This is a genomic window from Paenibacillus sp. J22FR83 (genome assembly GCF_059691955.1).
The window spans coordinates 257,071-271,464 of the sequence record NZ_JCAUAM010000007.1 but is presented as its reverse complement, the minus strand read 5'-3'; the positions used below and the strand labels follow the sequence as shown (position 1 = coordinate 271,464).

Below are 14,394 nucleotides of genomic sequence, written 5' to 3'. Positions count from 1 at the left end.
ACAAAAATGAAAACCCTTTACAATATGTGAATTCAGGTTCTATTTGTCGATTGGATTCATCATAACACACCATTTATGAAAACGCAAACTATTTCCAAACTTTACAAGTATAAAATTTAAAAAGGCTCCCCAACTTTAGTCTAGGTTGCCTCTTGGTCTACAGACGGTTTGATGCGCAGGGGAGGGGAACTATACTTGTGGTATCGAGTCTAGGAGGGTTTTCATCGTGTATAACGTAAGCATTCAAACAATATTAGCAGCAAGTGTTTTACTGGTTATTTTCAGTTGGATCGGAGGCGTCAAGGCGTCCCGATTATTGTACAGCGGAACCTTAGAGAAGCTGCATGGCAAAACGCGCAAGCTGCTATTCTGGGCCTGGTTTCCGATTCTTCCTGCGGCAGCTGTGGTAGCTGCCATCGTCTGGCTGCAGATGAACATGGATCCAATATTCTGGAGGGATCGGATCTTCCTGCAGGCACCGCTTGTCGTTATTCCTCTTTTGAGCATATGGTTCGTAGCTGTTCCTAAACTGCTGAAACTTCGCTCCCTAACCAGGGTAAGCTTAGTCGAGAGTGGCGCCACAATTGAGCCTGCTATGTTCCATAGAGCCGCTAGTCCTGGCGTTGTTTTCCCTTATCAATTAACCGCGCTTAGCGCTGCAGTTTCCCTTTATTTCACTTTAGTGCCTTCAGTTCCTTTCCTATGGATAGAGACCACGATTCCAATCGCTATCCTGATTGTCCTTGCAGCCAGTCTCTGGTTGCGGCATAACCTTCGTGCCAAGCAAGTACGTAAAGCAACTAACTATCAAGCACCTCGTTTATTGGCCCGCTTTGGCGCCATGACAGGCGTGCTCATCGTGATCGCAGCGATCGGCTTCTATTTATTTAACTTCGCCATGGATAAAAGCGTACTACCGGATGAGATCGATATGGCCAGCGGAACGCATGATTACGGCGGCGGAGCTGCCGGAGGGCATGCCCATCACGACATGACCGCCATGGCAGGCATGATCTCTGTAGCTGACTTAACGGGCCCGAAAGAGGGAACGCCGGATCGTCATTTTACACTTGTCGCGCAGAAAAAAACGGTCACTCTAAGCTCTGGCAAAACCGTGGATGCTTGGACCTATAACGGTCAAATCCCTGGACCTGAGCTTCGTATGAAAGAAGGCGAACTTATTGAAGTCACGCTAACGAATGAAGATATCGATGTTGGCGTAACCGCCCATTGGCACGGTTTAGATGTACCTAACGCCGAAGATGGCGTCGCTGGCGCTACGCAAAATGCGGTAATGCCCGGTGAAACTTACACATACCGTTTCCGGGCTGAACAGGTGGGCAGTTTCTGGTACCACTCCCATCAGGACTCACAAGAAGCGGTTAGCAAGGGGCTTTTTGGCTCATTGATCGTGGAGCCGAAGGAAACGACAGATCCAACAACATTTACAATTCCGGTCAAAGATATCACGGTTATGACCCATCGTTGGAAGAATACGTTCGCTATCGGCGCTAATGATGAGCTCGATCGTCAAATTGTTGCTCCTGGTACACCTGTCCGGATGCGACTCATCAACACAGATGATTGGGTCAATCAAACCTATACACTTGTGGGCACTCCTTTTGAAGTGGCTGCTATCGATGGGACCGATTTGAATAAGCCGGGTCTCTTGACCAACACACGTGTCATTGTGCCAACTGGCGGGCGATTCGATCTCACATTTGTAATGCCAGATCATCCTGTTTACCTACATGTGGGGACGAATAAAAATGGTGGCATTCTGCTGTCAGAGGATGGCCAAGGAAACGTTCCTGAGCTGCCGCAAACCGTACCTTTCGATCCGCTTGCTTACGGTAGCGCAAAGGCCACGCCTTTTGATGCGAGTAGCTCATTCAATCGGGATTTCACGCTCATTTTAGATAATAAACTAGGCTTCTATAACAGAAATTTCGATTTCCTCTATACGTTAAATGGAAAAGTATTTCCTGATGCGCCGATGTTCATGGTGAAGGAAGGCGATTTGGTCAAAACAACGATCATCAATCGCGGAAATGTTGAGCATCCGATGCATTTACATGGTCATCATGTACTCGTCCTTTCACGCAATGGCAAGCCTTCGACAGGCAGTCCATGGTGGTCGGATACGCTAGATGTTCAGCCTGGGGAAACATATGAAGTGGCTTTCGTTGCTAATAATCCTGGGCTATGGATGGATCACTGCCATAATCTTGTGCACGCTGCTGCCGGGATGTCGATGCATTTGATGTATGAAGGAGTTACAACGCCGTTTTCGGTTGGAAGTGGCACACAGAATCATCCAGAGTAATGCAGAAAGCAGTAGTTCTAATTACCTATAAAAATCCAATTTCAACTATTTTATATTTTAGTTATAAAGAACTACTTTTAATTTTGTCAACAAATAGTTATAGATGCTCAAACTGACCGTTCTTACTCTTCGAAATGCAATGACCGCCCGCCAATTGGTTGGGCGGTTTCGCTTTGGCTTCATCTCGTTTTCAGCCATAAACACAGTTAATTCCCACACTTAGATTAATAATTGGTAATGAAGGATATTATATAAGGCATATGCAGGAGTCAGCAAAATGTTAAATATTATAAATTTGTGTTCGTTCACATTTATCTAAATTCATTCTTTTCAATAGGTTTAAGTACCTATTTTATTAAGTTCGTAAAATGTAAATTAATTCCTAATTTTTAGGTATAAATGCCCATAAAGCGCATTTTCTATTTTTTACCAAAATTGAGGTAAAATAAGATTTCGGTGACACCAAGGTAGCGTTCTAAGTGATTTCATACCTGGAAAGGAGAGAGGTTGAGGTTAGGAAGGTTCAACAAGACGAAACGGTAGACAAGAATACATTTTAGAGTTGACTCACTTAGAAGTGATCACATATCCATCCAATAGTAATGAAATTCGCGTTAAACACCACTTTTTTCAAATGAAAACCGCTCTTTTTTCAAAAAAGAGGGAGGGCATGTCATGTTTACTTACACTCCGTTGACAAAATACACCGACGCAGTTTACTCTAAAAGAAGATGGCAAGACAAATTGCATATGACCTCTTTCGTATAACCTTAATAATTGGATTAAGGGTCTCTACTTAGAAACCGTAAATTTCTAGCTACGAAAAATGTGCACGGAGTAACAGGCATATTTTTCATGGCTAGTTTTTTTGTGCCTAGATGTTCATATATTAGAGCGTAGGGGGTTTGGAACAATGACAACGATTTTAATTAAAGATGCTCAGATCGTGACCATGAATCAGAACGGAGACATCCTAACAGGAGATATACGAATCGAAAATGACCGTATTACCGCGATTGGGCCGAACTTAGACGCTTCACATGCGGATAAGATTATCAATGCTAAGAATCGCACCGTAATTCCTGGATTCATCCAGACCCATATCCACCTCTGTCAGACGCTGTTCCGTGGAAAAGGGGACGATCTCGAGCTGATGGATTGGTTGAAACAGCGGATATGGCCGTTGGAAGCTTCCCATGACGAGGAATCCATTTATTACTCCGCAATGCTTGGGATTGGTGAACTGATTCAAAGCGGCACCACCACCATTGTGGATATGGAGACGGTGCATCACACGGATTTTGCGTTTCGAGCGATTGCAGAGAGCGGCATTCGAGCTCTATCAGGTAAGGTCATGATGGACAAAGGGGACGAAGTTCCTTTCGCTCTGCAGGAAAATACAGCAGATTCGCTGCAACAAAGCGTGGATTTGCTCGAAAAATGGCATGGGCACGACGACGGTCGTATTCAATACGCGTTCTCGCCACGTTTTGTGATCTCTTGTACAGAGGAGCTATTGCGTGAGGTTCGCAATTTGTCCGAACAGTACAACGTGAAAGTTCACACGCATGCCTCTGAAAATCTCGGTGAAATCGAGATCGTCCAAGCCGAAACGGGAATGCGCAACGTTGTCTACCTCGATCATCTCGGCTTAGCCAATGAGCGTTTGATTCTGGCCCATTGCATCTGGCTCGATGAGCAAGAGAAACGCATCATTCATGAGCGTGGCGTGCACGTCAGCCACTGTCCGGGCTCCAACCTGAAGCTGGCTTCAGGGATCGCCGAAACCCCAGAGATGCTCAAATTGGACATCTCTGTCAGCTTGGGAGCAGATGGGGCGCCGTGCAACAACAATCTCGACATGTTTAACGAGATGCGGCTCGCTGCGCTTATCCAGAAGCCCGTGCACGGGCCGACAGCGATGAATGCGCAAGCGGTGTTCCGCATGGCAACCATCGGCGGCGCTCGCGCAGTGGGCATGGCAGATGAGATCGGCAGTCTCGAAGTCGGCAAGAAAGCCGACCTCGCGATCCTCGATCTCAATAACTTCCACACGTATCCGTCTCACGACGTGGATCCGATCTCGCGCATCGTCTACTCGGCGACGCGCGCTGATGTGGAAACGACCATCATCAATGGTCGGATCGTGATGGAAAACCGCATTATGCGGACGGTTGATAAGGACATCGTCCTGCCTGAGGCGAACCGCTCGATTCAGCGGTTGCTGAAGAGGGCGAACCTGCGCTGAGTTACATAGCGCAGATCAAAAACCCCCACGTTGGATTTCGTGGGGGTTTTGTGGATCCACAGCTATTTTCAGCAACATTAGGCGAAAAGGGAGATTGCATGAAAATAGATGGAGGCTTTCCATTAATACTGTTTTTTAGCTAGTTTTATAGCGAAATACCTACATATTTTACAGCTATATTGGCAATGAAGGGCAGTAATCGCCTAATGGATAAGCCCCAACCACTGCCAATACGGCACACACAGAAGCGCCAGCAGCAACACGGCTAAACCATAAGCAAATGCAATCTTCTGGCCTTGGCGATGGCTAAATGCTTTCCCCTCGGAGCTATAGTAAGCCGTCAGATACGTCGGCGATTGATACGCGAAGAAGAACGGATCCGTCGACAAGAGCACAACGAAAACGAGAATCCACGGATGCACACCCGCTTGGTCAGCCAACGGCAGGAGCGCCGTGACTAGCAATATGACAGCGGGATCATCCCGAACGATCAACGTGACAATGAACGAGAGCACGATAACCGCTGCAAGGAAGAAGAACGGTGACGTTACGAAGACACCCATATGCTGGCCAAGGAAAGAAGACAGGGCTTCGACGAGCCCCAGTTCATTCGCGACTGCTGAGAAACTAAAGGCCACGCCTAGGAACAGCAAGAACGTCCAGTCGATGCCGCTTGAAATGGTTTTGCGATCCAACACGCCGCTAATGACGAGTACGGCAAAGCCAATCAGCATAACCCAAGCGCTGTCGATGCCGTGAAGCGGCTGTAACACCAACATGATGATGCAGCTGAGAACGGTTGTGACGGCAATGCGCTCCTCCCGCGTCAGCGGACCTAGCAGCCGTAACTGTTCATCCAAGACATCAGCGGCAATTGGCTTGGATGATGCGGTTTTGCGGAACATGATGAAGATAACCGCAAGCAGCACAGCGCTAAATATGATAAATGCCGGTAAGGCATAGATGAACCACTGAATCCAGTTCACAGGTGAAGCATTTGGGATAAGTCCAAAGGCTAGCACGTTCGTGTATGAGCCTGTGAGCACGAATGGCGCTGTGAAACCGTAGAAAAGCATGGCAGTAAGGCCTAAGCCTGCTGCGCCGTGACTGCGGGCTTTGAAGCCCATAGATTCGGACAGCGTCTGCGCAATCGGCACGCCAAGTGATACCTTCGCCGAAGAGGAAGGGATCATCGGGTTTAACATGATACCGCCGGCCACGATGCCCCACAGCTGCCCGCGATAAGTCGCAGGGAAGCGCTTCAGGGCATGGAGGGAGAAGCGGTATAAGAAGCCCGACTTCGTAATCACGGCGCTCATCGCCATGATGAAGATCATGTACAGCCACGTCGGCGAGGCGAAGCCCGACAAGGCGACCTCGGGCGGGGCGAGCCCGCCGAGCACCCAGAGCATGGCCATGCCCAAGGCTACGATGTAGTCGGGCATGATGTTCACGATCCACAGGATCACGGCGGCTAAGCCGATCCCGATGAAGTCCATGCCGTGGCGGGACAGTCCCGCGACGGGCTCGGCCATGTGGAAGCCGAGCATCGATGCCACGGCCAAGACGACAGCCGCTAGGCCTAGCCAGCGGCTGCGGTCGCCCAGACGCGCCGCGCCTGCGGCGAGGCGCTCGCTCTTGCTTCTGGCCAGCATCTGCTTGGCCAGGCCGAAGCTTGGCTCTCCTTTGCGCGGAGAGCCCAAACCCGACAGCGCGGTTGACTCCGCTAGCTGCAAGTACTCGAGCGCAAGCTGCTTTCGCCCCAGCTTGCGGCACAGATCAGCACCCCACTCGTAGACGGTGGTGAGCTGCTGCGCCGAATAGGCGGCGCCTTGCTGGTCCAGCGCCGCCTCAACAATGGACAAGCCCGCTTCGGGCGCGTGTTCCACGCAGTAGCGGACATAGGCCCACAAGACCGCGTAGCGCGCGACGAGGAGCTCGTCCGGACATCGCCGAAGCGCATGGCCGATCACTCGCTGCTGCCGCTCCGACTTGCTCAGGGCAGCTTCTGCTGCCATCTCTGCCTGCATGACATGTCCCGTCGCCTTTACTTGCTCCGACTCCACTTCACCTGCAGCCATGACCGCTGCATCCAGCGCTTGCTCCCATGCATTGCGCGCAGCATGCACTTCAACTACCGCTGCCCAATCGTCCTCTGCTTGATAGTAAGTCAAAGCTTGACTCACCCAGAACTGCTCTTTCTGCTCGCCATATCGCAGAGGCAGCATGTCCAGCATGACGCGAGCGATTTCAGGACGAATCTGCACGGAATCCTGTTCCACGTCCTGCTGGACGAATCGCCCTAGTGTAGGATACGCCTGATTAGCCTCATCTATGGTCATGCCAAGGAGATGCTCCAGCAACCCTGCACGCATATTGGGCAAGCAGGAACACGCAAAAAGAAAATCCCGAATAAGTGCCGGCAGCAACTCCACCTCATGCAGTACCCATTGTGCCTTCGCTTCTTTAGAAGCTTGCAATCGACCATTGGTTGATACTAAACGTTGTGATAGCAGACGAATGAAATAGGAAGAGATCTGCGGCTGCTCAACGACTAACCGATCAAACGTTTCTCGATCTATGTAGTAGAGAACGCTTTCTACTGCTAGGATAGCCGTAGCCGATCTTGGCTCATTCGTTAACAGCGCCATTTCCCCCAGCGTATCCCCGTCCTGCAAGCTCGCGAGCGATTGGCGTGTACCATCTTGCTTCCGAGAAAACAGTTCGATCCTGCCGCTCTCAATCAGGTACATACTGTCTCCAGGATCACCTTGTTCGAACAGCATGTCTCCCGCCTGCCCCTTCACCTTATCTAATTTACCCAGAAGCTTGGCTAACTCTATGTTAGAGAAATCCTTAAACATCTCCATATCTTTAATGGCCACGAATGATCTACTCTCCTTGCGCGATGCTATGCAAACATCCCAAGCTATACGAACTCCATGAATACTGTACGCTTGACATGACAATCTTGTCTACAAAAATTCGCTCTAGTTCTTGACTAACGCTAACCGTACCCTTGTGACAAAACAAAAGAAAGACCCTTAACCGAAGTTAAGAGTCTTTCTGGAGAATGCTATATGTGCAAGCTGAAGCTTACAGTTTTACAACGTTCTCAGCTTGTGGTCCGCGGTTGCCTTGAACTACGTTGAACTCAACGCGTTGGCCTTCGTCCAAAGATTTGAAACCTTCGCCAGTGATTGCGGAGAAATGTACGAATACATCGTTTCCACCTTCAACTTCGATGAATCCAAATCCTTTTTCTGCGTTAAACCATTTAACTGTTCCTACTGCCATGGGTAATACCTCCAAAGTTTTATTAACATGTCTTTTTTCTTGTTTCGAACAAAAAAATTACACATTGGAAAAGGTTTCATTTACTTAAAATGATAACCCTTTGCAATACGCAATTCAGGTTTTCCCTTAAGACTATTAATACTGTACCACACTATATTAGGTATTGCAATTATACCTGAGAGGGATTTATTGCTAAAGCAATGAAGGATTCTCTGTCCTCAATTTTAAGTGCTATAGCTAGTGCTAATGCGACATCTTTCGACGGAATGATTCGACCATTTTCGATGGAATTGAGGATGGAATAGCTGACTCCTGCTTTCTCGCCAAGCTTGCGTAAAGTGAGATTATGCTGTTGCCGCAGCTCCTTGAGCCGGATGTGGAAGGCCACGATCGCCTCACCTCAACTTTCTTTATTTTTTTGTCTATGAATTTCAGTTCTAATTTTGTCGAATGGGTCTTCCCAGGCTGGCGGCTTGATGGTTTTGCCCATTTCATTCTTATGAACCTTCCCATCGGGCCAAACTTTAGACATGTTCGCATGCTGAACGATATCGAAGATCGGTCCAGGTTCAACACCCATTTCTACAAGTGTTCCTAGAACAAAATACAATTCATCAATCATCGCATCTACTTCATCTTCTAGCGTAGCTGCCTCTTCGAATTCATTGAGCTCTTCTTGCATCCACGCCAAACGCGCGGCTTTACGCCCAGGGGAAAGGCGCTGTGGTGATGCGCCCACTGGGTGCTCAAACGTTTCATGAAACTTTTTCACAGCTTCGAATGCTAACTTTAATGTCATGTATGTGATCTCCCTTAACAAGGTTATAGTTTCCTACTATATACCATTTGGAGGGAGCAATGGTCAATATCTACATGTCGAGATTACAGGCGACGTCCCATAATAAAACGGTCTTTCCAATAGCCTGAGTTCATGGAGTTAATAACGACACCTGAGCTGGTGGTATTACTGATAAACTGCCCATTGCCGACGTAGATCCCCACATGATTAACTCGACCTGGTTTCGATACACTGAACATGACAAGGTCACCTTTTTGGAGGCTTGTCTTCTTCGAAATGCGAGTTCCCAGCTTCGCTTGCGCCGCAGATCCCCATGGGAGCTTAATCCCATTCTTACCGAAAACAAGTTGCGTATAAGCAGAGCAGTCTAAGATTAGACGGCTAACATTTCTAGTACCGTAGCGGTAGGTCACATCTCCGATGTATGACTTCGCTGTACGCACGATGCTGTCTGCACGGGACGTGCTCATGGCTGTGGCCGATATGGTTAAATTGGTCGTCGCCGTGGCAGCAGAGGCCGCTTGCGGGCTTAAGAGCGCGGTTCCAGCGACTAACAAGGAAAGACTAAGACCTACAACAGAATGAGTCAGGCGGTTCTTCTTCACAAAAAGCATGATTGATTTCCTCCTTTGGTATGAATATCTAAGTTGGTTGGACCTGCTACTACCATAGCACAAGCCCAACAACCTAATATTTAACATCAAAGGAGGAAAGTCGCATCACGCCTAATCATAGTCTCTATTCTGAGAATTTCATGAGAATTCGCTGAGACTCAATCTCTTGACACCAATGAATCCGCTTTATCGCCAGAATGTTCCTGCCGAAACTCTGAGGGTGTCACCCCATATTTCTTCTTAAACACTTGTGAGAAATGCCTCATATCTTGATAGCCAATGCGCTCAGCAACGTCTGCCAGCTTCATCTTGGGGTTCTGCAGCAACTGCTTCGCCTGCTCAAGCCGCAAGTTAATGACGAACTCCTTGAATCCCTGACCCGTCTTCTGCTTGAATAATTGGCTAAAGTAAACGGGGTTCAAATACACAATGGAAGCCACCTTCTCGAGCGATAGGTCCTCCTGATAATGCGTGCGCATGTATTGCAAAGCCACTTCAACAGATCGATCACTGCCGCTGGCATGATGCTCATAGACCTGTGTGGTTGACGCTTGCCGCATCCGCTGCACTTCGGCAGGCACGGACTGAAACTGCTGAATACGCTCCGTAGTCATGATCTGGAACGGTACTTTCAAATATTTAATGAGATGGCTGCGAAGCTCCTCAACGAGTTGTGTGATGCTCGTTCCTTCAGGAGGCGTGACGAGCCCGAGCAAGCTCTTGCTATCGTGAACCGTCACGAAACCCTTACCGTAGCGTTCGATCAGCTCTAAAAGGACGTTCTCGATAATGAAATTTTCCAGAAACACGGCCTTGTCGGTCTCCATTTTGACCATGATGAGATAGAAATAAGGATGTTGCTCCATGAACGGCCCCATGTCGATACGCCCTGTATCCAGACCTTGTACCCAGCGCTGAAACACAGCTTCTTGCAGGTATTTGCGATTCGTCTTGAGCAGCTCCGCTTCCTCAATCAGTTCGGTATCATGGGCGATTTCGTCGCTCAGCTTCCTAATCATTTCGCTCAACACTTCTTTGCCGATCGGTTTCAGCAAATAGTCTTTCGCCCCAAGGCGCACAGCTTCTTGCGCATAGGAGAACTCTGAATACGCCGAAATCACGACCCACTTCACGTGGGGATGACGACTGCGCGACATATTCATTAGCTCTAACCCTGTCATCCCCGGCATCAGAATGTCCGTCAGCACGATATGAATCGTCTGACTGCGAAGGATGCTGATCGCTTGCTCCGCATTGGAAGCCAGATGAATCGTATGCTCAGGAAAGCGATTCTGCAGCGTACGCTGAATGCCTTGCAAAATAATGGTTTCGTCATCAACGATAAGAATATCCATGATGGTCTGTTATACCCCCTTGCGAGGAAGCGGCATCGCAATGATAACCGTAGTTCCTACTTCTTGTTTACTCTGTATCCGAAGTCCATAAGCTTCACCGAACAGCAAGACAATACGTCGATGTACATTCGTAAGACCAATGCCTCTTCGTGTCGATTTGCCGTCCTCGGGAGCTAAGTCACCAATGGTATTACCCGCCTTATACGTATATGGATCACCTATCATCCGCGCATCGTCAATCAGTCTCTCCTGCATCTGACGAAGGAGATTTCCCTCAATCCCTACACCATTATCAGAGACCACAATATGCAGCTCCTGATCCTGCACTTGAGCGAATACGCGAAGCACACCAAGCTCTCGCAGAGGCTCCAGCCCATATTTCACCGCATTTTCGATAATGGGTTGCAAGGTCATTTTGGGCAGAACCACATCCATCCACTCGGGATCAATATCGATCTCCGTTCGTACCCTTCCCTCTAAGCGATTCTCGATAATCGTCATATAATGGCGCATTTGATCCAGCTCTTGCTGGAGTGTCGTCTTCGAAGCCTCTTGCCAGTCACTACTGTATCTAAACATATGAGATAGGGCCAGGATGACTCTGCCGAGTCGATCATTCTCACGCTCATCTAGCATCCAATAAATCATATCCAAGGTGTTATATAGGAAATGGGGGTTTACCTGTGACTGCAGCGCCTGCAGTTCGGCATTCTTTTCACTCATGGAAGCCAGCGTTATCCGTTCAATCAACTCATCCATCCGATTCACCATGCGATTAAAGGAGGAGACGAGTGAGTTAATTTCCTCGAAGGATCTAACCGTCACCGAGCCTTTGAAATTACCCATTTCCACTTGTTTCATCTCGCGAATCAACAACTTCAGCGGAGAAGAAATATTGCGTGAAATCAAACTGGCTAGCGCCGTGGATAAAATAATAAGAACCACGACAACGAAATATAAGTATTCTCTTGTTTTGACAACCTCAGCATTAATATCCCCTTTGGGGGTTAAGCCGATGACGGTCCAGTCCGACATTTTCGCTTTCGCGGCTACCATTAACTGATCTGTACGATCATCCACGATGATTTCATTATCTACAGGGCGAGGAAGGCTGCTGAACGACGGAACGGTTTCCTTATCTTCCGCTGTCGTAGCAATCATATGATGCTCGCGATCGACGATATACACCCGACTGTTCGGACTAATCGTCACGTTCGAGAGTGCGGCCAAGATCGGCTGTGGATTCGTTTCGATCAACATTATACCGATTACACGGTGGTCTGTGAGGTCATACAGCTTTCTGCCAAATACGAAGAGCGGAGCCCGCTGGAACTGATTAATAACCGACCCTTCAACCAGCCCTAACCACACCATTTCACCTGACGAATCCTGCAGCTTCTGATACCAGCTCGCAGTTGAATAGTTGGTATTGATTACACTGTCAAAGCCGCGTTCATAATTATAGTTTTTGCCTGCATTCGTAATTACATGAATACCGATGATATCATCACGCGAGTAGTAGATGGCTCCCAAAATATTCGTTATCGTTCGCTCATTGAATATACTTGCCGCCATATCGGGATTCGTATCTCGGTCTTGGATTAAACGGAGCATTTCATAGTTACTATTCAATGATTTCGTAATACTATCATAGCCTTGCAGCAGCAAATCAAATAAGCCTACGGTTTGTGAAATATTTTTCTGAGCTAAATCGCTAATTTTGCTATGTATGATTTGAGTCGTCCTCTGATAATATAAGACGCTAACGAGCACCACGAGAACAAGCATCGAGGTAATAAATAGTAAGAATAGTCGGTTATGAATGGAATTAAAGCCCCGTGTCACGCTGTTTACACATCCCCTTTCGTTACGCGGTATTCGCTATTTTACCACAGCTCTATCTCATAATGAAAAAAAGAGAGGGGTGAAGTTAACCCTTCACCGCTCCCGCTACCATACCTTTTGTAATTTTATCCGCTAATAAGAAATACACGAGAATAACCGGCAACGCACCGAGTACGAGGAAAGCGCCGATCGCTCCGTAGTTAACGGAATATTGACTCACGAAACTGTTTACCCCGAAAGGAAGCGTCTTGAGTCGCTCGGACGAAATGAATGTCGCCGCGAGGATGTACTCGTTCCAGATATTAATAAAAGTAAGAATACAGACTGTCATCATCGGAGGAACCGAGATAGGAAGAATGATCCCGCTGAAGATTTTGAAAACCCCTGCGCCGTCCACGACAGCAGACTCTTCAATCTCAGCCGGAATGGACTTCATGAAGCCGCTAAGAATAAAGACGGCAACCGGCGTCTGAAACGCAATGTAAGGCAAGATAATGGAAAGATGCGTGTTCAGGATGTGCATGTTCTTGAAAATAATCATCAGCGGCAACAGCGTTGCCTGCATCGGAACCATCATCCCGATAAGGAAAATCACCATGACCAATTGGCCGTATTTCCATTTGAACCGTGTAATCGCAAAGGCTGTCAATGAGCTTAAGAACAGAACGCTCACCATCGTGACTAAGGTAACGAACAAGCTATTCTTTAGATATTTGAAGTAATTCCCGGCTTCAATCGCATCGGAGAAGTTCTTCCATTGAAGCGCGTGCGGCAAGGCGAAGAACCGCCCGGAGAGAATTTCTTCATTGGTCTTTAATGAATAAATGAACAGCCAAACCAGTGGATACACCTGTGTTACCACAAGTATGGATAAGAAGGCAATGACAATGATTTTGAGGATAGAGAAGCTTTTGCGTCTCCGTAAAATGGCAGGTTTAGCCGAAGCTGCTTCCTTGGCGTGCTGCATGGTGACACTCCCCTTCCTTAAGAAAATCTTCTCTCTAATCGGTTAAACACCGAGTTAATCAAGACAGTAGCTAGTAGACAAATAACAACCAAGAATGCGGCAATCGCGCTTCCGTAGCCATATTTCATGGACAGGAAGGAGTTGTTGTACATCAGTGTGGAAATCACGTCTGTCGCATGGGCAGGACCACCTGCAGTCATAACCATTACCATGTCAAACGCTTGTAAGGAACCGATAAAAGCAAGGACGATCGATATTTTGAAAATCGGAATATTCATAGGGAAAGTGATATACCAGTCAGCTTTCAGCCCTTCTGCCCCATCGAGACGCGCAGCCTCATAAATATCAGCAGGAATGTTCTGAATGCCAGTAAACTGGATCAATGTGTGATAGCCCAGATACTGCCAGAGCGCTACGAAATAGAGGGAATACATGGCGATCGCAGGATCAGTTAACCATGATCTCGTCCAGCTGTTCAGGTGAAGCAGTTCTAGAACTTGATTAAGCATACCGCCCATCGAAGCCGGATTGTAAATTGTTTTCCATAATTGCCCAATAATAACGACAGATAGAATAACAGGTAAGAAGTAAGCAGAAACGAGGAAATTCGGTTTTTTGATAAAACGATTGAGTAGAATGGCTACACCCAAGGCAATTGGGATTTCGCACATAGAGAATACAGCAAACATCAAAGTGCGTTTTACGGATGGCCAGAATACAGGATCATCAAACAACATGGTGCGGAAATTCGCAAGACCGATAAATTTGGATGCACCAATCCCGTTCCAATCGAGCAATCCGCTATACATCGATACAAGTATCGGCACAAACACGAGACACACATAAATCAATAGACAGGGCAGTACAAACATGGCAATCGTCCACTTGGAGACTCTTAACACATTCACTTGGCTCGCCTCCTTCATGGAATATACTAAGGGGA

The 14,394-nt window shown here is 47.6% G+C and carries 11 protein-coding genes and 1 riboswitch; of the genes, 2 read left to right on the top strand and 9 right to left on the bottom strand.

Features of this window, described 5'->3' with window-relative positions; translation table 11 throughout:
• The first annotated feature begins 226 nt into the window (after positions 1-226).
• Both AC58PV_RS14945 and AC58PV_RS14940 read left to right on the top strand, forming a co-directional pair.
• Positions 227-2,326, top strand: a complete 2,100-nt coding sequence (locus tag AC58PV_RS14945) for a multicopper oxidase family protein (RefSeq protein ID WP_497433010.1) — start codon at positions 227-229, stop codon at positions 2,324-2,326.
• A 740-nt stretch (positions 2,327-3,066) separates the two neighbouring features.
• Positions 3,067-3,166: riboswitch (purine riboswitch) on the top strand.
• A gap of 73 nt (positions 3,167-3,239) precedes the next feature.
• The gene (locus AC58PV_RS14940) at positions 3,240-4,574 is read left to right on the top strand and encodes a 5'-deoxyadenosine deaminase (RefSeq protein ID WP_497433009.1); all 1,335 of its coding nucleotides are present in this window, start codon (positions 3,240-3,242) and stop codon (positions 4,572-4,574) included.
• A 203-nt stretch (positions 4,575-4,777) separates the two neighbouring features.
• On the opposite strand, the gene AC58PV_RS14935 is transcribed toward AC58PV_RS14940, so the two are convergent.
• From AC58PV_RS14935 to AC58PV_RS14895, 9 genes are all read right to left on the bottom strand, one after another.
• Complete coding sequence (locus AC58PV_RS14935; RefSeq protein WP_497433008.1) at positions 4,778-7,459, bottom strand: SLC13 family permease; 2,682 nt, start codon at positions 7,457-7,459, stop codon at positions 4,778-4,780.
• Between the two features lie 211 nt (positions 7,460-7,670).
• A complete protein-coding gene (locus AC58PV_RS14930) occupies positions 7,671-7,871 on the bottom strand; it encodes a cold-shock protein (RefSeq protein ID WP_028555213.1) in 201 nt (66 codons plus the stop codon).
• A 169-nt stretch (positions 7,872-8,040) separates the two neighbouring features.
• Complete coding sequence (locus AC58PV_RS14925) at positions 8,041-8,259, bottom strand: helix-turn-helix domain-containing protein (RefSeq protein WP_497433007.1); 219 nt, start codon at positions 8,257-8,259, stop codon at positions 8,041-8,043.
• A 12-nt stretch (positions 8,260-8,271) separates the two neighbouring features.
• Positions 8,272-8,670 (bottom strand): pyrophosphohydrolase domain-containing protein, encoded by a 399-nt coding sequence (locus AC58PV_RS14920; RefSeq protein ID WP_068661696.1) that lies wholly within the window; start codon positions 8,668-8,670, stop codon positions 8,272-8,274.
• An 83-nt stretch (positions 8,671-8,753) separates the two neighbouring features.
• Positions 8,754-9,284, bottom strand: coding sequence for a C40 family peptidase (locus AC58PV_RS14915; RefSeq protein WP_497433006.1), 531 nt, complete (start codon positions 9,282-9,284; stop codon positions 8,754-8,756).
• 158 nt (positions 9,285-9,442) lie between these two features.
• Positions 9,443-10,639, bottom strand: coding sequence for a response regulator (locus AC58PV_RS14910; RefSeq protein ID WP_497433005.1), 1,197 nt, complete (start codon positions 10,637-10,639; stop codon positions 9,443-9,445).
• A gap of 9 nt (positions 10,640-10,648) precedes the next feature.
• The gene (locus tag AC58PV_RS14905; RefSeq protein WP_497433004.1) at positions 10,649-12,484 is read right to left on the bottom strand and encodes a sensor histidine kinase; all 1,836 of its coding nucleotides are present in this window, start codon (positions 12,482-12,484) and stop codon (positions 10,649-10,651) included.
• Positions 12,485-12,569: 85 nt separating this feature from the next.
• Complete coding sequence (locus tag AC58PV_RS14900; protein WP_497433003.1) at positions 12,570-13,451, bottom strand: carbohydrate ABC transporter permease; 882 nt, start codon at positions 13,449-13,451, stop codon at positions 12,570-12,572.
• A gap of 17 nt (positions 13,452-13,468) precedes the next feature.
• Positions 13,469-14,359, bottom strand: coding sequence for a carbohydrate ABC transporter permease (locus AC58PV_RS14895; protein WP_497433002.1), 891 nt, complete (start codon positions 14,357-14,359; stop codon positions 13,469-13,471).
• Positions 14,360-14,394 lie beyond the last annotated feature (35 nt).

Excerpts from the sequence above, each read along its gene's own strand:
- AC58PV_RS14940 (WP_497433009.1), top strand. The coding sequence starts at position 3,240 with ATGACAACGATTTTAATTAAAGATGCTCAGATCGTGACCATGAATCAG.
- AC58PV_RS14930 (WP_028555213.1), bottom strand. The coding sequence starts at position 7,871 with ATGGCAGTAGGAACAGTTAAATGGTTTAACGCAGAAAAAGGATTTGGA.
- AC58PV_RS14920 (WP_068661696.1), bottom strand. The coding sequence starts at position 8,670 with ATGACATTAAAGTTAGCATTCGAAGCTGTGAAAAAGTTTCATGAAACG.
- AC58PV_RS14915 (WP_497433006.1), bottom strand. The coding sequence starts at position 9,284 with ATGCTTTTTGTGAAGAAGAACCGCCTGACTCATTCTGTTGTAGGTCTT.
- AC58PV_RS14910 (WP_497433005.1), bottom strand. The coding sequence starts at position 10,639 with ATGGATATTCTTATCGTTGATGACGAAACCATTATTTTGCAAGGCATT.
- AC58PV_RS14900 (WP_497433003.1), bottom strand. The coding sequence starts at position 13,451 with ATGCAGCACGCCAAGGAAGCAGCTTCGGCTAAACCTGCCATTTTACGG.